This window comes from Pseudalkalibacillus sp. SCS-8, from assembly GCF_040126055.1.
GTDB lineage: Bacteria > Bacillota > Bacilli > Bacillales > Fictibacillaceae > Pseudalkalibacillus > Pseudalkalibacillus nanhaiensis.
On the sequence record NZ_CP143541.1, the window covers coordinates 720750 to 742587 of the forward strand.

The 21838-nt window shown below is 42.5% G+C and carries 21 protein-coding genes; 16 read left to right on the forward strand and 5 right to left on the reverse strand.

Going from position 1 to position 21838, the window contains the following annotated elements:
* Positions 1–173 precede the first annotated feature (173 nt).
* From V1497_RS03675 to V1497_RS03725, 11 genes are all read left to right on the forward strand, one after another.
* Complete coding sequence (locus V1497_RS03675) at positions 174–485, forward strand: hypothetical protein (RefSeq protein WP_349409621.1); 312 nt, start codon at positions 174–176, stop codon at positions 483–485.
* Positions 482–748 carry a cory-CC-star protein gene (locus V1497_RS03680; protein ID WP_349409622.1) on the forward strand — a complete coding sequence of 89 codons (267 nt, stop codon included), beginning with the start codon at positions 482–484 and terminating at the stop codon, positions 746–748. The genes V1497_RS03675 and V1497_RS03680 overlap by 4 nt, the downstream gene beginning before the upstream one ends.
* A gap of 33 nt (positions 749–781) precedes the next feature.
* Complete coding sequence (locus V1497_RS03685; protein WP_414703628.1) at positions 782–1717, forward strand: ArsA family ATPase; 936 nt, start codon at positions 782–784, stop codon at positions 1715–1717.
* Between the two features lie 59 nt (positions 1718–1776).
* Positions 1777–2433, forward strand: coding sequence for an HAD family hydrolase (locus V1497_RS03690; protein WP_414703629.1), 657 nt, complete (start codon positions 1777–1779; stop codon positions 2431–2433).
* A gap of 72 nt (positions 2434–2505) precedes the next feature.
* Positions 2506–3042, forward strand: coding sequence for a GNAT family N-acetyltransferase (locus V1497_RS03695; RefSeq protein ID WP_349409625.1), 537 nt, complete (start codon positions 2506–2508; stop codon positions 3040–3042).
* Entirely contained in the window at positions 3039–3458 is a 420-nt protein-coding gene (locus V1497_RS03700; protein ID WP_349409626.1) for a hypothetical protein, read from the forward strand. Before V1497_RS03695 ends, V1497_RS03700 begins: the two co-directional genes overlap by 4 nt.
* 106 nt (positions 3459–3564) lie before the next feature.
* Positions 3565–4101, forward strand: coding sequence for a sigma-70 family RNA polymerase sigma factor (locus V1497_RS03705; protein WP_349410739.1), 537 nt, complete (start codon positions 3565–3567; stop codon positions 4099–4101).
* A gap of 5 nt (positions 4102–4106) precedes the next feature.
* The gene (locus V1497_RS03710; RefSeq protein WP_349409627.1) at positions 4107–5096 is read left to right on the forward strand and encodes a DUF4179 domain-containing protein; all 990 of its coding nucleotides are present in this window, start codon (positions 4107–4109) and stop codon (positions 5094–5096) included.
* A 174-nt stretch (positions 5097–5270) separates the two neighbouring features.
* On the forward strand, positions 5271–5711 hold the full coding sequence (locus V1497_RS03715; protein WP_349409628.1) for a PH domain-containing protein: 441 nt from the start codon (positions 5271–5273) through the stop codon (positions 5709–5711).
* Positions 5712–5714: 3 nt separating this feature from the next.
* Positions 5715–6230 carry a GNAT family N-acetyltransferase gene (locus V1497_RS03720; RefSeq protein WP_349409629.1) on the forward strand — a complete coding sequence of 172 codons (516 nt, stop codon included), beginning with the start codon at positions 5715–5717 and terminating at the stop codon, positions 6228–6230.
* Between the two features lie 166 nt (positions 6231–6396).
* A complete protein-coding gene (locus V1497_RS03725; protein WP_349410740.1) occupies positions 6397–8505 on the forward strand; it encodes a HelD family protein in 2109 nt (702 codons plus the stop codon).
* 75 nt (positions 8506–8580) lie between these two features.
* Here the strand turns inward: V1497_RS03725 and V1497_RS03730 are convergent, their stop codons facing one another.
* The 5 genes from V1497_RS03730 to V1497_RS03750 form a co-directional block, all read right to left on the reverse strand.
* Positions 8581–9405 (reverse strand): carbohydrate ABC transporter permease, encoded by an 825-nt coding sequence (locus V1497_RS03730; protein WP_349409630.1) that lies wholly within the window; start codon positions 9403–9405, stop codon positions 8581–8583.
* A 13-nt stretch (positions 9406–9418) separates the two neighbouring features.
* On the reverse strand, positions 9419–10324 hold the full coding sequence (locus V1497_RS03735) for a sugar ABC transporter permease (RefSeq protein WP_349409631.1): 906 nt from the start codon (positions 10322–10324) through the stop codon (positions 9419–9421).
* Between the two features lie 55 nt (positions 10325–10379).
* A complete protein-coding gene (locus V1497_RS03740; protein WP_349409632.1) occupies positions 10380–11633 on the reverse strand; it encodes an ABC transporter substrate-binding protein in 1254 nt (417 codons plus the stop codon).
* A 29-nt stretch (positions 11634–11662) separates the two neighbouring features.
* Complete coding sequence (locus V1497_RS03745; protein WP_349409633.1) at positions 11663–13759, reverse strand: amylo-alpha-1,6-glucosidase; 2097 nt, start codon at positions 13757–13759, stop codon at positions 11663–11665.
* Between the two features lie 130 nt (positions 13760–13889).
* A complete protein-coding gene (locus tag V1497_RS03750; RefSeq protein ID WP_349409634.1) occupies positions 13890–14909 on the reverse strand; it encodes a LacI family DNA-binding transcriptional regulator in 1020 nt (339 codons plus the stop codon).
* 327 nt (positions 14910–15236) lie between these two features.
* On the opposite strand from V1497_RS03750, the gene V1497_RS03755 reads away from it, so the two are divergent.
* The 5 genes from V1497_RS03755 (at position 15237) to V1497_RS03775 (ending at position 21812) form a co-directional block, all read left to right on the forward strand.
* Positions 15237–16223, forward strand: a complete 987-nt coding sequence (locus V1497_RS03755; RefSeq protein WP_349409635.1) for a LacI family DNA-binding transcriptional regulator — start codon at positions 15237–15239, stop codon at positions 16221–16223.
* A 135-nt stretch (positions 16224–16358) separates the two neighbouring features.
* Positions 16359–17654, forward strand: coding sequence for an ABC transporter substrate-binding protein (locus V1497_RS03760; protein WP_349409636.1), 1296 nt, complete (start codon positions 16359–16361; stop codon positions 17652–17654).
* A gap of 105 nt (positions 17655–17759) precedes the next feature.
* Positions 17760–19070 (forward strand): carbohydrate ABC transporter permease, encoded by a 1311-nt coding sequence (locus tag V1497_RS03765; RefSeq protein ID WP_349409637.1) that lies wholly within the window; start codon positions 17760–17762, stop codon positions 19068–19070.
* Positions 19071–19092: 22 nt separating this feature from the next.
* Positions 19093–19920, forward strand: a complete 828-nt coding sequence (locus V1497_RS03770) for a carbohydrate ABC transporter permease (RefSeq protein ID WP_349409638.1) — start codon at positions 19093–19095, stop codon at positions 19918–19920.
* A 197-nt stretch (positions 19921–20117) separates the two neighbouring features.
* Positions 20118–21812 (forward strand): alpha-glucosidase, encoded by a 1695-nt coding sequence (locus tag V1497_RS03775; RefSeq protein WP_349409639.1) that lies wholly within the window; start codon positions 20118–20120, stop codon positions 21810–21812.
* Positions 21813–21838: the final 26 nt, after the last annotated feature.

Genomic DNA, 21838 nt, shown 5'->3' on the forward strand with positions numbered 1-21838 from the left:
AAAGAAGGTCGGGCGTCCGGCCTTCTTTTTATACAAAGGAAGGGGAACCTGAACGAATATTGTTATTTTGAAAAGGAGGCACTAAGATGAGGAAAGAATTGATGATCATCCGTGTTTGGCCTGAAGTCGGTGGAGGTTGATGTGGCGGCGTTTCTGGTGACGGGTTCATCAGCATGAAGGAACAATTTGAAGACGATTTGGACGAAATGCGTGAAACGGGTAAGATTTATCAGCTGGTCGGAGAACGTTTCGGTGACCGGGTAAACGTGACATTCGTCGATCCTCGAAATATCCTCACTATCATGAGCTTTATGTTCCGGCATTTGATGAAAAGGGAAATTGGAATCGGTGCAATGCTCAAAAATACGTTTTGGGGATCGAGAAGAGGTGCAATGTTCCTGAACGGTCATTGGATTAATCAAAATACACAAACCGACGAAGAGATCATCAATACGTTACAACAGGAATTAGGTGTAGATGAATGAGTGATAAAAAATGGTCAATCAAAAAACTGATTGAATTGTATGATGAGATATTGAGCCATCCTCACAAGACGGAGATCAAGAGGGAGCTGAGGGATGAGGATGATCTGTTCCTCCTTTTATGTCTTTCGGAGTTACTCGGTATTCCGAATCCGGTCTCGTATTACACGTTAGAAATCTACCCCGTCGTCATTGAGCGATTCCATGAATGGCATTTGAGGATGGGGATGGAAAAGTCACCGTTAGAAGGCATACGTTGTTGCTAAACAGAAGGGTTGTGGTCTCACATGAAAAAAATTATGAATAAGAAAATCGTCTTTTTCGGAGGAAAAGGCGGAGTCGGAAAATCTACTTCTGCTTCGGCTTTTGCACTCACTCTCGCAAGACAAGGTAAGCGAACTTTACTCGTATCAACGGACCCTGCACATAATGTAGGCGATATCTTCCATAAAAAGCTAACAGGTAAGCCGAAGACGTTGACGGACAATCTCTGGGCTGTGGAAATCGATCCAGATGAAGAAACGAAGCGGTATTTGGACGTGGTGAAGAAGAATCTGAAAGGGCTCGTCAAATCCAAAATGATTGAAGAAGTCCATCGGCAGATCGACTTGGCGGCTGGGTCACCAGGTGCTGATGAAGCAGCCCTGTTTGACAGGCTTGTCTCAATCATCCTTGATGAAAAGGATGCCTACGATACGATCGTGTTTGATACTGCCCCGACAGGTCATACGATTCGACTTCTTACATTGCCTGAATTGATGGGTGCATGGATTGATGGAATGCTGAAACGTCGTGAGAGTATGAACGAGAACTACTCCGAATGGATGGGGGATGGCGAACCAATCGAGGATCCGATCTATGACATCCTCCATAAACGGAAAGAACGGTTTGCTGCTGTCCGCAAAGTCTTGCTGGATGATCAACAATCCGAATATGTTTTCGTCCTGAATCCTGAACGTCTTCCGATCGTTGAAACGGAAAAAGCAGTGGAAACGCTAAGAAAGCATGATATCCATGTGAGAACATTGGTTGTGAATAAGCTGCTTCCAAAGGGTGAGGCCAGCTCCTTTTTCCAGAAGCGAATCGAGCAGGAGAAAGAATACCTACGTTGGATTGAAGACACATTCAAGCAAGAGAAAATCCTTATTCCGCTCCTTGATGGAGACGTTTCCTCACTTGAAGCCCTCCATCAAATCAGTGAAAAGATGGAGAAGGAGCTCTATGTCGAAAAATAGAATTTATCTAAGAATCTTTTATTAAAAGGCTGTGGAACTAGTTGAGAGAGTATGAGGCAATCCTATTTGATTTAGATGATACCTTACTTGATAGGGGCAAGGCAGTAGAAACGATGTTTTCACTTATTTTAGAAAAGTGTTATGAGGATAGTAAGCCTTTAGCCAAAAGAGATATGCTGCACAAATTCAAAGAATACGATAAAAGAAGCTATGGCATTCGTGATAAAACAAAAGTCTTGGAATCATTTTTTGATGACTTCCCACCTAAATACAGATTGCCTCGCAAGAGTATCCAGGATTTTTGGAATACTCATTTCCCTAATTGTTTTTCGATTAACCAAAATACTATAGAGATCCTCCATACGATAAAGAGGCAAGTTAAAGTTGCAATTATTACAAACGGCACAACTCATAGACAAAAAGCTAAAATAATGAACACGCATTTAAATCGTTGCTTTGATACAATCATTATCTCTGAAGAAGTGGGAGTATGGAAACCTGACAAACGCATTTTTGAATTAGCATTAAAAAAGCTTAATGTACAACCGGAAGCCACACTATTCGTAGGAGATGACTTGGAAAAGGATATCCATGGTTGTCAAAGTGCAAATATAAAGGGGATCTGGTTCAACCCTCATCGGATTGAGAATGATACAGAAATAAGACCACATTCCGAGATTCATTCTTTTGAGAGGTTATTACGTTATACTACATAATAAGCAAAATAAGAGTTGCTCAATATACGATTAATCGGTTTCGGATTAATCAACAGAAAATGGTGGATGGTAATGGGAATAAGGATTGAGAAGTTAAAAACGACGGATGCTGAAGAATTATATACGTTTGAACTGGAAAATCGAGCTTTCTTTGAAGAAATGGTACCGACTCGAGGAGAGGACTATTATAAGCCAGCGTTTTTCCAAGAAAGGCATACTAGCTTGATCGAGGAACAGGAGCAATCGAGTTCTCGTTTCTATTTGATTAAAGACCAAGCCGGGTCAATTCTGGGTAGAATAAATGTTGTATTGGATGAATCACGAATGAACGCGGATATCGGCTATCGAATTGGACGAGCCCATACAGGTAAAGGGATTGCAAAACAAGCTTTGAACTTAGTATTGCAAGATCTGATTCCAAATGACGTAAAACATGTTCATGCTAAAACGACCTCTACGAACATCGCTTCTCAGAAAATTTTGGAGAAGAATGGGTTTGAGTACGTTGGTATGGATGATAAGTGTTTTGAAATGAATGGCCAAGAGATGAAGTTCGTTACCTACACTTGGAAGAATGGAGCTTCCGTTTCAAAGGAAGGATTGATTTGAAAGGGTGTCTATGTGTCCAAAAAAGCATGACAGCGTTGTTGATTTTTACTTTATCCCTCTTCATGTTAATAGGTTGTGAAATGAAAGAGGCTGCTAAAGGGCCAACCACAAAGGGTGAATATATTCATACATATCAGAAACTGATTAATGAAGGCTATGCGATCCATATGTTTATCAAGAACGACCGTGTACCTGAAGTTGTCGATGAGGTTTTTATGGATTTACATAAGTATGAAGGCTTTCATTCATTTTCCCTGCATCGTAGTATGGTGGAGGGGAACGATAAAGTAATTGATTATAAAGGAATATTTGGAGAGGAAAACTATCCATTTTTTCTCGTCATATCGAAAGACGGGATTGCATTACAAACAGATTCAGCTGTTGAAGTGGAACAATACCTCGATCAAACAGGGTGACCAGCAAGTAGGCAATGGTCACTCTTTTTTTAGTGAATGATAGGAATGGCGAAGAACGGACGTATTACTAAATAGATCGCGGTTAAAGGGGGGAAGAGGTTTGGCATTGGGAATAACAGAAAAGAATGTGGTCGAACAGATCAAGCTGAGAAATGAAGAGAGCCTTTCTTTCATACTGAAAAGCTATGGAGGCTTGCTACACGCCGTCATCCGGAAATATCTTCAGGGTAACCAACAGGATATAGAGGAATGCTTAGCAGATGTGCTTGTCTCGATTTGGTACAACATACAATCTTTTGATCATGAAAAAAACGAGTTCAAACAATGGATGGCTGCAATCGCAAAGTATAGGGCGATCGATTATGTGCGAAAGTCTGAAAAAGAAAGACGACGGTTGAAAAAGTATGAATTGAATGAAAGAGCCTCTGTTCAAGGCGGGTCCGAGCAATCCTTGGTTGATTTCTCTGACGTGTTTAAGGACCTATCCGATGTCGAGCGTGCAATTTTTGAAAAATATTATGTCGAAGGTGTGCCCTCTAAAGAAATTGCGACTCAATTTGATGCAAAGGATTCATGGGTGCATAACAAGCTTTCGAGAGGTAGAAAGAAATTGAAGCGTATCCTTTTACGAAACGAGGTGTAGCCGGAATGTCATTATATAAAGAGTTGAATGATGTAAAGATGGATTTAAGCGAATTTGAACAAGCCGAACTCTCTGACCATGAACAGAAAAGAGTATTAAAGCGAGTGAAAAAACAGATCTCGTCCAAAAAACACACGACAAACTGGTATAGAGCAGGTATCGCGACTGCACTCATATGTGTAATCAGTGTCGCACTTACACTGGATAAAGATCGAGGCACGATCGCCAGTATGCCTTTTATCGGAGAAGCGATTGAGAAATATATCAGTCAAATTGAAACGCTTGATTATTCCTCCTACAAAACGGCGATTGGTGAATCCGCTGAGAATGCCTACGGGAAATTGACATTAAATGAAATCATGATGGACGACCGACGGATTTATTTAAGTGCGACCTATGAGCCGGCAGACCATATTGATTTCGATTACAGAACATACCTTGCACCTACCGTCAAAATCAATGGCGTCGATTATACGGATACAATGGGGGGGCAATCCATCGAATTAAACAGCAGCATGTTTACAATCTATAATGAATTGGTTCTGAAGGAAGAGCTGGATGAAGAGAACCTCCAGTTGGAAATCAGCTATGATACGTGGGATTTTGACGAAATGATTGACCAACCGTGGACGTTTGATGTGGATGTATCACAAACGGAACTCATAAAAGATAAAAAAGTATTTGAAATGAATCAAAACGTTACGCTGATTGACGGAAACATGGTTACGATTTTAGAGGTGGTCGTCACACCGATTTCAACAACCGTTTACTATGACTTATCAAAAAGTAAAAGCGAAAGCGTTGGTTTCCAGATTCAATCCGAGGACGGTCGTATTATCAAGGATGGAGGACAATCGTTCAGGAGCACGGAGACGGGAGAGATCTCCTATGTCCAGTTTAATAAGGGATTGACCTTTGAGAGCGAGGACTTTTACCTGGTTCCGGTCGATTCAGACGGAAAGCAATTGAATGACGAGCGGATCAAAATCAAATAAACGGTTGAGGAGTAGAAGGTAATTTGAAATAATTGGAATAGAGGTATGGTATGGAAAGAGAGCTTGAGCAGGATTTAAAAACAGGGTCTGTGTTTAATAGCCAGGCCCTTTACTTCATTATCGTTATTTCTTTTTCCATAACCGAGTATAAGAAAGCAAAAGGAGGGGATGATTTTGTATTTTCCTTCTAGGAAAGATTGGTGGGTTACAGTTCTAATTTGGGGATTAGTAGGAATCAGTTTACTAGACATATCATTAGGTTTAGGCTGGGGAGTCATGATGGTGCCGTTTTTAGGAGACTTTTATTTCTTCCGACTGGTCGTACTTGCCCTTTTCAGCAGTCTTCTCTTGTGGATTTGGTTCAGGACAGGTTACCGGATTGAAAAAACTACATTAACAATCTTTTACGGACCTTTTAGAAAGTCTCTTGAATTAGAAGACTTGAATTCTGTGAAAGAGGTGAAAGACCCGTTTGTCGCTCCAGCCCTTTCCATCCATCGGTTGGAGTTGAATTATGGTACCCATCATACCGTAAGAATTTCGCCAGTGGATCAAGATGAGTTTATTACATACTTACAATTAAATTCTAAGATAAACAGAAAGAGTGGAGGATAACGATTGGTTATACCTTATACGATAAGATCAGCCCAACAATCAGATGCGAAATGCTTGGCTGAGGTAAGGATGCAAATTGATGGCGAAACCGAAAATTTAGATCGGGAAAAAGGGGAGGCCTACCTCGACGAATCTGGCTTCAAGGAGATTATTAAGATAGATACAGAGCGACGTACAAACCTATTCCTGGTAGCTGAAGTTAACGGTGAAATAGCAGGATTTGCAAGATGTGAAGGGTCTGAGCTGAAAAGGATGGCTCATAAAGTTGAGTTCGGAGTAGGTGTACGAAAAGAATATTGGGGATATGGAATTGGTAAAGCATTTTTAGAAGAAGTTGTACAATGGGCAGATACCAACAACATCACGAAGATCTCATTGAAGGTATTAGAAACGAATGAAATAGCGATCGTACTTTATAAGAGGTATGGCTTTGAAGTTGAAGGGCTTTTAAGAAAGGACAAAAGGCTTTCAGACGGGCGTTACTACAATACGATCGTGATGGGCCGAATAAAAGAATAATCAAAACCCATGTGGCGCACTCTATGTATTTTTAAGGGTGCGCTTTTTACATTTAAAAAGATATGATTTGTGATTGCTTAAAGTTACAAACTTTGGTAAAATCAATATTCTGTCTTATTTTTCTGAAAATTAAACGATGAGGAGGTAACTGAACTTGAAGAATGAGATTCAAAGTGCCTTTGAAGAGGAGAAGCAGCAACTCAAAAAAATCGCTGCGGAAATTGAAGGTCAGCTGGAAAGGTTAGAAAAAATTCCTCGCTACTATGGGGACGATATTACGGAACAAGCGATTGATGATAGCAGGGAACAAACACGGAGCAATTTGAGGATTGCAAAGGATGAGCCATTTTTTGGGCGATTGGACTTTCATGAAGACGGTAAGGGGTCACCTGATGAACTTTATATCGGTAAAGTCGGTATCTCCAAGGACTTGACCAATGATGTGATGGTGATTGACTGGCGTGCACCTGTTGCAAGCTTATTTTATTCTTACAGTGGTGGTGAAGAAGACATTTATTATGCTTCCCCTGATGGTATAGTCGAGGGCGATATTCATCTGAAACGGAATGTGGTCATCAGGAATCAAAAGCTCCAACGGGTTGTGGATACGTATGTGAAGGGAAGCGATGAAACTGCGGGTACCGACGAATTTCTTCTCTACAGGCTCGGTGATAAGAAAGACAATCGGTTAAGGGATATCGTCTCGACAATCCAAGCGGAGCAGAACCACATCATTCGTGCAGAAAAAAATAGGCCGCTCATCATCCAAGGTGTTGCGGGGTCAGGGAAAACGACTGTCGCCCTCCACCGACTGGCCTATCTCCTTTATCACTATCGTGATCAATTGAGTGCGAGTCAAATGGTTATTTTTGCGCCGAATCGGATGTTTTTGGATTATATCTCAAATGTTCTGCCAGAACTGGGAGTCGGCGGCATCCAACAGACAACGTTCACGGAATGGGCGAAAGAAATCCTTGGTACAAAGATGACCGTTCTGGAAGAAGATCATGACTTGGATGCTTATTTCTCTAATGGACCTGAAGGGATCAATGGTGAGCTAGAACCTGGAAAAATAAAAGGTGCTCTAGCTTATAAAGATGCGATAGATGAGGCGATCCAGCGCTTTGAGAATGATGTTGTTCCAAATCAGGACCTTATTTTGTGGGAGGATTGTAAGTTAAGTGCAGCTTCAATTAGAAGCTGGGATAAGGGACAGATGCATTTTCCGATCTCCGTCCGACGAAACCGGATGATGAAGAAGTTGAAAAAATGGGTGAAGGAACGGGTTGATGAAACGTTACCCCATGAGCGGAAGAATCGGAAAAAACAAGCCGATCAGAAGCTGAAGCAGTTTATGAAGGCCTGGCCTGATCATAATGCGTCCACCTTTTATAAAGAATTGTTCCGGAAGACGGAAATTCCAAAGTTTGCAGAGGGAATTCAGGAATATCTGCCTGATGATGTGGTTTCTGATACAAGAAAATTCTTGAGCAAAAAGAAGGTGAGAGCGGAAGATTTACCGGCATTGTTGTGGATCCATCAGAGGCTTGTAGGAAAGGATAAGCACTTCACCTATCAGCATATTGTCATCGATGAAGCCCAGGATTTCTCACCATTCCATATTGCTGTGTTGAAATCAAATGCACTGGAGGACTCCTTTACGATCTTAGGCGATATCTCCCAAGGGATCCATTCCTATAAAGGAATCGACAGCTGGGAGGAATTCGAAAACGTGTTTGAAGAGCGGAAAAGCAAGTACGTCCAGTTGGAGAAAAGCTATCGATCCACGTATGAAATCATTGAATATGCGAACCGGATCCTTGAAACGATGAAGCACACAGGCGGTCTTGCAAAGCCTGTTTTCAGAAGTGGAGAGCCAGTAAAGGAAGTCAGCTACAGCGGACAGGACCGCATAGAAAAGATCGTGAATGTGTTAGAGAAAGTGATGGATTCAGAGTTTGAGAGTGTCGCTCTAGTCGGAAGGACAGCGGAGGATTGCAGAAGACTTCATGACGAATTAGTCAAAAGAGGAATTGACGCCAAGCTTATAACAGCGGATCAATCCGAGTACGAAGGCGGATTATCCGTCATTCCTGTGTATCTGACGAAGGGTCTTGAATTCGATGCGGTATTGATGATTGATGCAGATCCAACCCGTTACCGGTTGAACGATCACGATGCCAAACTCATGTATGTCGGATGCACACGTGCCCTTCACCAGCTATGGGTCATGTATGAAGATACGCTAACCCCGCTTGTTCATAAAGCTGAATAATCATAAAACAAAAGTGTCAGACACTTTCCAGAACCCGCTCGGGATGAGGGGGATTGGAAAGTGCCTGACACTTCTTCATTTTCCACCAGTGAAGGAGATTCCTTTAATGAAGAATCTGTTGAAGAACATGTAGATCACCAGCACCGGGAGTGTAAAGACCATTGAAGCGGCCATGATGTAATTCCAATAGCTGATAAACTGTCCTTTAAAAGAATTCAATCCCAGTGGAAGAGTGAACATCTCAGGACTAGAAAGAATGATTAATGGACGCATGAAATCATTCCATAACGCCATGAAAACAAAGATCGCTTGAGCAGCTAATGCTGGTTTGGCGAGCGGTAGTACGATTCTGAAGAAAATACCGAAACGGCTTAAACCATCGAGCGCGGCAGATTCTTCGAGCTCTTTTGGAAAGTTGATGAAGAATTGTCTCATCATGAATATAAACGTTGCATTCACCATCGCAGGTATGATCATGCCATGATACGTATCGAGCCACCCTAGGGATTTCAAAATCAAATAATTTGGTATCATTGTCACTTGCATCGGGATCATCAAGACGGCCAGAATGATCAAGAAAAGACTTTTTCTCCCTGGAAAACGGAGACGGGCGAGAGCGTAACCAGCCATCGAATTGAATAACAGGTTCAAAGCTGTTCCAATTACGCCTATGATGACACTGTTTAGCAACCACCTCGGAAAGAGTTCTTGATTGACGAAGATTTCCTTATAATTATTGAGCGTAAAGTTTTCCGGTATAAAAGATATTGTCCCTCTTACAATTTCTTCTAACGTTTTGAAGGAGGAGGACAAAGCCCATAAAAAGGGTACCAAGGTTATGACCGCATAAATACAGAGCACGACATACAGCAAAGTTTTCTTAAAATTGAAGGAGCGCAAGTAAAATCACCACCTAATAAAGAGATTCTTCTTTATCGAATTTCCGCTGTATAATAGTAGCGACGAAAATGACGATTGCAAGAGCGATGGCTAATGCAGCGGCATATCCCATCGTACCTAAAGATTTGAATGCATATTGGTAAATCAATAGCACGACTGTAAGTGTGGAGTTGTTCGGTCCACCATCGCCTCCAGAGAAGATGTAAGATTGGTCAAATAATTGGAAGGTACCGATGATTCCCATGATCACGACAAACGAAGTGACTGGTTTCAAATAGGGAACGGTAATGAACCAGAATTTTTGAATCGCATTCGCCCCATCAAGTTCAGCAGCCTCGTAGAGTGATTCAGGAATATCCTGAAGGGCTGCTAAATAGATGACCATGAAAAAGGGAGCAGTAGCCCAAATGTTCATAATCATGATTGCTTTCAAGGCAATGGCCGGATCCCCAATCCAATTGTAAGTCGGAAGTCCTACAATCTTCAGAAGTTGATTGATCAGTCCATTTTGGTTATACATCCACATGAAGATCAATGTAAGGACAGCGGATGATGTTAAGGTCGGCAAGAAATAGACGATACGGAAAAATTTTTGTCCCTTCAATCCAGCATTCAACGTTGCTGCTAGAACCAGGGCGAGGATTGTTTGAGATGGCACAACAATGGCCACATAGAAAATCGTATTCTTTAGTGAAACTTGTGCACGATAATCAGAAAAAATTTCTTTGAAGTTCTCGAGACCTACGAATTCATAGCTTGTTCCACCTAATAGTTGAACATCGTTAAACGAGAGGTAGATGGCATAGAGAATGGGTCCGATGACAAATAGGCCCAGAGTGAAAATGACTGGAAACATGAAAGTATAACCTTGACCGGCTTCTCTCAACATCCTTTTGCTAAATTTCCGTGAATTCCTCATTCAAAAGTCCCCTCCAAATTGCTTTAAAAGAATAAAGGGAGCGAAATCGCTCACCTTAATTCTTTTTTATTTCTTTGTTCGCCTGTTTTTGTGCATCTTTTAATGCTTCATCCAATGGGCGCTCTCCTAAATAAGCTGAAATGAACTGGTTGTTGAAATTGTTCGTGATGATTGGCAGGTTAGGGCTGTCTTGCCAAACTGTCGCATAAGGAGCACCAGCAACCAGTGCAGAACGAAGAGGGTCCTCATCATAGCCAAGTTTTTCAGCGACGGATTTACGTGTAGGGAGTGCAAATCCTTTGCTTGTCCAAGTTTCCATACCTTCCTTACCTGTCAAATAGGAAATCAATTCCCAGGCAGCTTCTTTATGTTCAGATTGCTTGTTCATCACATATGCCACTGTGTAAGCCATCGTGGATTGCTTTCCGTTGATTTGGGGGACTTCTGCTGTGCCATACTCCAATTCAGGGAAGGTATCCTCTAAATAAGGAATCGCCCAGTTCCCTTCAATGACCATAGCCGCTTTTCCTTGACCGAACATTTCTCCTCCCCAAGAAGCGCCCACTTCTGAAGGTTCAGCTAACGTTTTATCTTCCAAGTGCTGGTCGACAATTGGTTGAAGGGCATCGATGACCGGTTCAGTTGCAAAATTGGCTTTCCCTTCCTTCACGACATCTCCGCCATCTGATTCTGCGATATATTGGAGACGTGCAAGCTCAGGCGCTACTCCAAATCCAAAGCGATCTGTTCCATCCGTTAATTGCTTAGAAACCTGGCGTAATTCTTCCCATGTTTTTGGAGGTTCGGAGATCCCAGCTTCTTCAAACATTTTTTTGTTATAAAAGAGAGCGAGGGTAGAGTAGTCCTTTGGAAAACCGTAATACGTCTCGTCCTTCTTAAAGGCTTCCAGCATCGGTTTTTCAAAATCCTCTATATCAAACTCATCCGTAACATACTCGTTAAGTGGTTCGAGCACTCCAGTTTTGATTAGACCTGGAGCTTCAAATGCGTCTAGATAAAACACATCGGCCGCTTCGCCACCGATTAAACGTGTTTTCATTACATCCATGTATTGATCCGAAATGATGTCCAGTTTGACATCAATATTCGGATGCTTTTCTTCAAAGTCATCAAGAGTCTGCTGGAGAAGTTTTTTCTCGGAAGGATTTCCGCCCCAGCCGCTAAGTGTGATTTCAACTTTCTCTCCATCATCACTGCTGTTTTTATCGTTACTGCTGCAACCTACTAACACACTGCTGAATACAATTGCGGTGATACTTAATGTACTGACCCACTTTTTTGCTTTCATTATGATTTACCCCTTTCAAATTTTTGAATTCAGTTATTGATGATGATCTCCAGACCGGTTGTATTTTGTAGAATGTGGACATTGTTTTTGCCTTCAGCTTTCTCAGCCCTTAATGAAAGAACACCTCCTGCTATCGATAAGTCTTCAATCAATATGGAATTCAATGAATCTGGTAAAGCTACATTAAGACTGATATGGCCGCTCAGGCTATCCGGGAATAGGCCAAGCATAGATTGGATGAACGTTAGTGGTGTCCCAGCAGCCCAAGCTTGTGGTGAGCAAGCGACAGGATACTTGATCGGCTTGCCGCGCCCATTGTCATAGCCACAAAATAGTTCTGGTAAACGATGATATTCAAATGATCTTGAAGCATCCATCAGACCTTCGATGACCTTATTGAACGGGTCTATATTTTTGGTTTTGCTCATACCTAAAATGACTAAGCTATTATCATGTGGCCAAACACTGCCATCATGGTAGCTCATCGGATTATAGGCTGCTTCGCCTTCTCCCATGGTACGGATGCCGTAACCACTAAACATCGAAGGGGAGACGAGCTTTTCGCTGACGAGATGAGCTTTATCAGTATCCAGGATACCTGTTAACAAGAGGTGCCCTGGATTGGATGTTATGGTACCGACTTGTTTTTTATCTTTATCTAAGGCGATGGCGAAAAATTGGACATCCTCCATCCAAAACGCACGGTTGAAGTTCTCTTTGAGCAAAGCTGCTTCTTTTTCTAATCGGTTTGCTGTTTCTTCATCATTTTGATAACGGAATAGTCTAGCAATCTCGGTCTTTGCTTGATAAACATAGCCCTGCACTTCAGCCAATGCGATCGGCGATTGTGCAAAAGTTCCGTCTCGATGGACAACGGAATCTGCAGAATCTTTCCACCCTTGATTGGCGATCCCTTTTGAAGATTCTTGGTGATATTCCACGAATCCGTCCCCGTCCCGATCACCGTACTCATCAATCCATGTTAATGCCGCTTTCACATTCGGAAGTAATTCCTTGAAGGTATCGATGTCCTTCGTCCATTTCACATAATCTGCAAGTAATACAAGAAAGAGTGGTGTCGAGTCAATGGATCCATAATAAGGTGTGAATGGAACCTGATTCGTATTAGCGAGCTCACCTTTCCGTAATTCATGCATGATCTTACCCGGTTGCTCATCACGCCATTGATCATGATTTTCACCTTGGAAAGCTGCCATGGTCTTTAGAGTTCCTTTAGCCACCTTAGGTTCATAAGGCAACATTTGAAGAGCTGTAATTAAACTATCCCGACCGAAAGGAACTCCAAACCATGGTAAGCCGGCAACAGGGAATGACCCATATCCGATATCGTTCAATAAAACTCTTAAATCTTTCAAACTACGGTCTAGTAGATTTTGAAGTTCACTATTGTCAGTAGTCACTTTAGTCGTCGATTCGTCCCACGATTGGTACGAAGACTCTAGTTGGCTCAATGCTTGTTCAGGATTAATTGGCTGAACGTTTTCATTTCCAGTAATCGGGCAAACCGTTAACTGGATCGATTCACTTTCACTATGGGAGAGTGTGAAATCAAAATGGATATCTCCAGCTTGGTGCACTTTAGATGGTTTTTTGTCCCACATGACTTTCGTCTTTCTCTTTATGGAATCGGCTCCTTCATACGCGATTGATAAGGAGTGGTCGTCTGCCATGTATTCTGAGATACTGCCGACTTCTCCATGCTGGAAGCCCCGAACGATGAACATATCCTTGAAATCAGCATCCATATGTAAGCTTAATTGGAAGGTGACAGTCTGTGGATTATAATTTTTCACCACGATGTTCTCATAAAGCACACCATCAAAAATAAAGCGTTTACGCATAATCTCAATGGACTCTCTCCATAATTCGACCTCTCCATCATTTTCGATATGAGGATTGGTTAGGAGTAGAGTTGAAACGTAGTTCTCATTGGCATCGGAAGAGAGGAGAATGGGATCCATGCCATTGATTTTCATTGAATATTGACTTAAGAAACGTGTGTCTTTCGTATATAACCCTAGACCATAAGGGTGGTCTGTGGGGATGTTTCCGCTTTCATTTGTTAGTAGAAATAAATCGTTTTCTTTAATCACGCGATAATCCATCTGTGACCTCCTGTTGTTGGTTAATCTTTACGGAAAGCTACTGTACCGAAACCGAAACGTTTTGGAAGAAGTGTTCAAGAGATGTCCCGAAACGTTTCGGATAACGTGGTAAATAACAGGGATCCTCCTGTTATCGTGATGATGCGATATCAGTTGATTCCCTTTTGATAAGTTTAGTCGGTAATATGCGTTGTTGGGGCGATGATTGGCGATCCAGCATATCAACTAAAAGACTGGCCGCTTCATAGCCCATTTGGTAGATATCCTGAGATACCGTTGTCAGTGAAGGGGTTGCATAGTTGGCCAAGATGATATCATCATACCCAGCCACCGACAGGTCGGTGGGAACATTTAGTTCCAATTCTTTAGCAGCACGTAGTACACCTAAAGCCATCAAGTCACTAGCACAGAAGATGGCGGTGATTTCAGGATACTTCTTCAACAGCTCAATGGTTTTCTCTTTGGCAATATCCTCGTCGAACTGCCCATTTATGACCCATTCATCCTTGTAGGGTATGGATGCATTGTCTAATGCATTTTTATAGCCTGTTAATCGTTCTTGGCTGACAAAAGCTTGACCATGCCCGTTAATCATAGCGATGTTTCGGTGTTTTAGTTGAATTAAGTGTTCAGTTGCGGATTTTGCACCATAACGATTATCAGTCGTAATAGAGCCTACACGATCATGTCGAATCGGGATGTCAATCAGCACACATGGTATATCACTTTCCAACACTTCCTCTAGATAAGGATCGTCTGTCTTGATTCCCTGAAGAATGACCCCATCTACCTGACGTTCCCTGCAAAGCTGGGTGTATGTCTTCAGCTTCTGTTCGGCTGAGCTTGTACTGAATAAAACCAAGTCATAACCAGATTTGCTTGAGAAATCATTGATTCCACACAGGATTTCAAAAGTGAAGTTGTCCTTCGACCCTTGCCGATTCAACTCAGAGACGAGTAAACCGATTGTATGGGTGCGGTTCATTACTAAGCTTCTGGCGACACCATTTGGACTATAAGAAAGTTCATTTGCGATTTGTTTGATTTTTGCTCTTGTTTTTTCACTTACATCTGAATAACCATTTAAAGCCCTCGATACTGTAGTTACAGATACTCCGGCAGACTTTGCAATGTCTTTAATCGTCGCCAATTGTAAAACCTCCAAAACGTTTCGGATAATGCGTTAGTTAAAACCATAACTGAAAATGAAAACGATTACAATACATTTTTGAAATGCATTTCCTAAGGAGGTGTCAGGCACCAATAATAAATGTTGATGTACTAAGGCCTTTTAGAAGTGTCAGACACCGTCAAAAAATCCCGATATAACAGGGGTTTGAAAAAGTGTCTGACACTTTCGCGTTTAGGGGTTGTCATTATTCTGACATTTCACTATAATCGCAGTATGAAAACGATTTCATAAATCGTTCATCTGCAACATTTTGAAAGGGGGCATATCCTATACGTAGGAGATGATATGGCGACGATATCAGATGTAGCCAAGCTAGCTGGGCTTTCACGGACGACTGTATCGAGGGTGATCAATCAGCATCCTTATGTCAGTGAGAAGAAAAAGAAACTTGTGGAGCAGGCGATGCTCGAATTGAAGTATGTTCCGAATTCGAATGCACAGAAGCTACGTAAGCAAAGTACAGAAACCATTGCTGTTTATGTACCGAGACTTACTAATCCTTTCTTCAGTCAATTGGTTGAAAGAATGGAAGAGGTTGCAGTCGAAAAAGGTTTTCAGCTTTTATTATGTCAGACAAGATACAATAAACTGCAAGAATTGAACTATTTGCAGATCCTGAAAGGGAAACAGATCGATGGATTGATTCTTACATCGATGGAAAACGATTGGAAGGAAATTGAACCATATTTGGTATATGGACCGATTGTCCTTTGTAATGATTATGATTATTCAGCCAAGGTTCCGACAGCTCATCTTGATCAAGTGATGGGAGGCTACATCGGAACAAAGCACCTGATCGACCGAGGTCACACATCGATTGTTTTTTGTAGTTCTGAGCCGGGTGTCAGTCGTGTCTCAAAAGACCGCGAAGAAGGATACATAAAAGCGATGCAGCAGGCAAACCTGAAGATTCAGCCAGAATGGATGTTTTCAAATCAATTCTCTATCGAGGGTGGTAAAAGACTTTTTTACCGGATCATTCATCAGAAGGATCGACCGACTGCAGTATTTACGGGTAGTGATGAAGTGGCAGCCGGTTTGATTCATGAAGCAAGGAAGAACGGTTATAAGGTTCCAGAAGACCTTGCTGTCATTGGGTTCGATGATCAACCGATTGCTGAACTGATGGGCATTACAACTGTGAAACAGCCTATCAATCTACTTGGCAAAACCGCAATGGAGCTGATGATCGATCAGATCCAATCAAAAGACTTCACAAAATACCGTCGAGTGGAGCTGCCATTCGAATTAATCATCCGACAATCGACATGACTTGGAATCTATCATTTTGATTAAAACGAACAAAATTCATATACAAACTTGGGCAGCCAAGTTTCTTTTAAAACCGGATGTGGAATCGATTCCATTTCATCCATACGATGAAACAAATCAAGGGGAGGATTCGTAATGCGTAAATCTAAATGGACTAGCTTGTTTTCACTGATGCTCGTCTTTGTGCTCGTTCTTGCAGCATGTTCTGGGGATGAGTCCGGAGAAGATGGAGCTGACGAGAAGGATTCAGATGAAAAGGTGAAAATCGTATATGCAAGAGGTAAGGATGCTACAAAGGCAACTGACAAGATCATCGAAGCATTCGAAAAGAAGTATCCGAATATTGATGTTGAATTCCGTGACATGCCATCCGATTCCGGTGCGCAACACGATGCATATGTCACTGCACTAAACGGAAAATCAAGCGAAATCGATGTGATGGACCTGGATGTCGTTTGGCCGGCTGAATTTGCACAAGCCGGGTATGTCATGGCATTGGATCGCTTCATCCAAAAGGATAATATCAATCTGGATGATTACAACCAGGGTGCTCTAAGCGCAGCAAACTTCAATGCAAAGCAATGGGCACTGCCTAAGTTCATCGATGCGGGTATGTTGTTTTATAGAACCGATATTGTGGAAGAAGGTAATGTACCACAAACCTGGGATGAATTGATCACAAAGGCTGACGAGCTCCAAGGTGAAAAAGGAACGAAGTTCGGCTATTTGATGCAAGCCAAGCAATATGAAGGACTTGTTACAAATGCTGTTGAGTTCATCGCCTCTTACGGTGGAGAAATCGTCAATGAGAACGGTGAAGTCGTGGTCGATAGCGAAGAGGCTATCCAAGGAATCAAGAAAATGGTTGAAGTGGCGAACGCTGATTTCGTTCCAGAAAACATTACAACCTTCACAGAACCAGAATCGCATACTTCTTTCATTGAAGGTGAATCTCCTTTCATCCGTAACTGGCCATATCAATATGCATTGGCGAATGACGAAGATCAATCTGAAATCGTCGGCAATGTAGGTGTCGCACCACTACCGAAGGGTGATGCTGGATCAGCTGCAGCTCTTGGCGGATGGATGACAGCAATCAATGCATACACAGAGCACCCTCGAGAAGCTTGGGAATTCTTGAAATTTATGACGGGACCAGAAGGGCAGAAGATTTCTGCGATTCATGGTGGACTAGCTCCTACACTTCCATCCTTGTTTGAGGACGAAGAAGTACTTGAAGCAAATCCGTTCTTTAAAGAAGAAGGATTCGTGAATGCACTGAACAATGCGGTTTCTCGTCCGGTTGTACCGAACTATCCTGAAATCTCCGAAATCATCCAGATCGAAATTTCGAAAGCAATTACAGGTAAAGTGACAGCTGAAGAAGCAGCAAAGAACATGCAGAAGAAAATTGATGCAGCCATGCAATAATGAAATTTGAGAGGTTGACTCCATGTCGTATCACACGTTCTTTATTCAAAGGAACGCACAGATCCGATAGAGTCAGCCTCTATCTTTGAAAGGTGTGAAGGTCGGTTGAGTGAGAACACTTCAAAGCCGAAGAAGAAAAGAAAATTATCGGAAAAAACGATCGCCTATCTGTTGATTGCACCTTCTCTGTTATTGATCCTTACCATCGCCATTTGGCCGGTGCTGCAATCCTTCTATTTTTCCATGTTTGATATGAGATTGAACGACCCGACCAAATCAGAGGTACATACGAGTTATACGCTTGATTTGAAGCGGTACCTGGATAACTATCCTTTTCTGCAAGGTGCGTTGGATAAAGAACTGAATCAAGTGAGTGGGGAAGAAGCAGAGAAACTGAAATCTGTCCAAGAAGATTTGAATCAATTGGATGCAACACTTCTTAAAGATAAAGAAATTGCAGCGAGATATGAAGCTATTGACGAAAAGCTCATGAACTTTGAAAAGGTCGGTTCAGATGAACGGATGATTGATGTTAAAAAGGAAAGGGCCATTGAAATTCAACAGATCTTGAATTCCGTCAAAAAGGAATTGAAAACACTGGATGATCTTGAGGATGCAAATGCAGTCCAGGGGTTGAGTTCTGCTCTTTCAGAATCCGTCATACAACCGAACTTCATCGGATTCGATCACTATGCGAAAAATCTGACCGATAAACGGATGTGGCTTTCGATTTGGAATACGGTCGTTTTTACCGTTGTATCGGTTGCGTTTGAGCTTGTCCTCGGTCTTATGATTGCTCTATTGATTAACAAAGCCTTCTTCGGAAGAGGTCTGGTCAGAGCGTCAATTCTCATTCCGTGGGCCATTCCAACCGTCGTAGCGGCCCTCATGTGGAAATTCCTCTATGACGGACAAAACGGTATTGTCGCAAAAATATTTGAAGAAATCGGGATCATTGAACGTATGGCGACACTACTGACGAATGATACCGGAGCGATGTTCTCGGTGATCTTCGCAGATGTTTGGAAAACGACACCATATATGGCGCTTTTACTTCTCGCAGGTCTTCAGACGATTCCAAAGAGCATGTATGAAGCAGCTGCGATCGATGGTGCCGGGAAGCTGAAGCAGTTTTTCACGATTACGTTGCCGTTATTGAAGACAAGTATCCTAGTTGCTTTGTTGTTCCGTACGTTGGATGCCTTCCGGGTATTCGATTTGATTTTTGTATTGACAGGTGGAGGACCAGCCAATTCAACGGAAACCATCTCCCTCCTTGCCTATAAGGTCATGATCGCACAATCGAACTTCGGAGAAGGTTCTGCACTTTCTGTCATCGTGTTCATTTGTGTCGCGATCATCTCGATCATCTACATTTCGTTACTTGGTAAAGACCTGTTGGATGATAGGAAATAAAGGAAGGGAAAGGGTGAGTTGAATGCAGAAGAAAGCTGGACCATTATTTTATATAGGATTGTTCGTGTTCATTTTTCTGGTCATGTTTCCGTTCTTATGGATCCTGATCAGTTCGTTCAAGCCGGTATCTGAATTATTCGGTGAGAAAGCATTCATACCCTATACTTCAGATCCGACTCTGGAAAACTATCGATCTGTTTTCGTGAACCATCCATTTCTGGTTTATTTGAAAAACAGTTTGATTGTTTCGGGTGTGACGACGATTTATACCGTGTTCATCGCATCCTTTGCAGCCTATGCGATTGCGCGGATGCAATTCAAAGGGAAAACGATCATATTGGGCCTTGTCCTATCCGTATCGATGTTCCCTCAGGTTGCGACAATTTCACCGATTTATATTATTTTGAAAAACCTTGGTCTGACCAATAGTTATATTGGTTTGATCATTCCATATACAACCATCACACTCCCATTATCCATCTGGATTCTGGTTACATTCTTCCGGAAGATTCCATTTGATCTTGAGGAAGCAGCAAGGATTGATGGTGCGAGCATCATGCAGACGTACTGGAGGGTCATCCTTCCTTTAGCGGTTCCTGGAATTTTCACAACAGCGATTCTCGTCTTCATTGCGGCATGGAACGAATTCCTATTTGCGCTCGTTTTGAATACGGAAGAGGCGTATAAAACCGTCCCTGTCGGTATCGCGATGTTCCAAGGACAATTCACGATCCCTTGGGGAGAAATTTCGGCAGCTACAGTCGTCGTTACGATTCCATTAGTAATCATGGTACTCATGTTCCAACGACGAATCGTATCCGGATTAACATCTGGAGCGGTGAAGGAATAGTTACTCTTTTTAACAGTAAAAGTTTTTTTTGAAATTTACGACACTCCAGCGGGAAAAGCGAGCCAGGCGAGACCCCGCAGCGAACATTTACATGTAGCGCTGCTCTGTAAGCGAGGAGGCTCGCGGTTCGCCCGCGGAAAGGGAGTGAATTTCATTTCGAAAATAGGAAGAACAGCTTTACAACTTAGGAGGCAATTATGGCGAAACAATGGTGGAAAGAAAGTGTCGTATATCAAATCTATCCTCGCAGCTTTAATGACAGTAACAATGATGGAATCGGGGATTTGAACGGCATTATTGAAAAGTTGGATTATTTGAAGGACTTAGGCATCGATGTTGTCTGGTTATCGCCTGTCTATGAATCTCCTAATGATGATAACGGGTACGATATTTCGAATTACCGGGCGATCATGGATGAATTCGGGACGATGGAAGATTGGGACCGGTTGCTCGAAGAAATGCATAAGCGTGGCTTGAAGCTTGTCATGGATCTTGTCGTCAATCATTCCTCAGATGAGCATGCCTGGTTCGTTGAATCGAGAAAATCGAAAGATAATCCGTATCGTGATTACTACATCTGGCGTCCAGGCAAGGATGGCAAGGAACCGAACAACTGGGTATCCTTTTTCAGCGGCTCAGCTTGGCAATATGATGAAGCGACTGATGAATATTACTTGCACCTTTTTACGAAGAAGCAGCCTGACTTGAACTGGGAAAATCCGAAGCTTCGTGAAGAAGTGTATGACCTTATGAAATTCTGGCTTGATAAAGGGATTGATGGTTTCCGGATGGACGTCATCAATGTTATTTCAAAAACACCTGGATTACCGGATGCCGAAGTGACAACGGATAGCAAGTATCAGTGGGGTGGCGAGCACTTCGTCAACGGACCGCGTTTCATGGAATTCATGAAGGAAATGAACGAGAAGGTGCTCGATCATTATGACGTTATGACGGTCGGTGAAACACCGATGGTAACGCCAGAGGATGGCGTCCGTTTTACAAATGAAGAAGACGGGATCTGCAGCATGCTGTTCCAATTCGAGCACATGGATGTGGACAGTATCCCAGGAAGCCATCTTGGGAAATGGAAGATCAACCCGGATTGGAAACTGACTGATCTGAAGAAAATCATGACGAAGTGGCAAGTTTCCATGCAAGAGGGGAACGGATGGAACAGCCTCTACCTGGAGAACCATGACCAGCCACGTTCCGTCTCTCGCTTTGGGGATGATGGGAAGTACCATGAAGAATCAGCCAAAATGCTTGCGACCTGGCTCCATATGATGCAAGGTACACCTTACGTCTATCAAGGGCAGGAGCTTGGGATGACGAACGTTACATTTGAGCGTCTCGAGGATTATAAGGACGTTGAGATTCATAATTTCTATCGTGATGTCGTTGAGAACGGGAATGAAGATCCGGATATGATCATGGAAGCGATTCGTGCGAAAGGCCGCGACAATGCACGTACACCGATGCAATGGAACACCGATACGAATGCTGGTTTCAGTAACGCAGAGCCATGGATCAAGGTGAATCCAAACCATACGGAAATCAATGCCGCGAATCAAGTGAACGACCCGAATTCGGTTTACTCGTACTATAAGCAGCTCATCCAGCTGAGAAAAGAGCATGAAATCATCGTTTATGGTGACTACGAGCTGATTTTGGAAGAGGACGAGCAAATCTATGCCTACACGAGAACGCTAGGAGATGAGAAGCTTCTGGTCATCACGAACTTTAGTGGTGAGAAGCCTGTATTCGAACTTCCTGCCAGTCTTGATGGTGATCGACCAGATTTGTTGATCTCAAACTATGAGGTTCGCGACCACAACCTGGAAAGATTGACCTTGAAGCCATATGAGGCGCGTGTTTATAAGTTGGGATAACATCATGGAACAGAGAGTGACCGGGG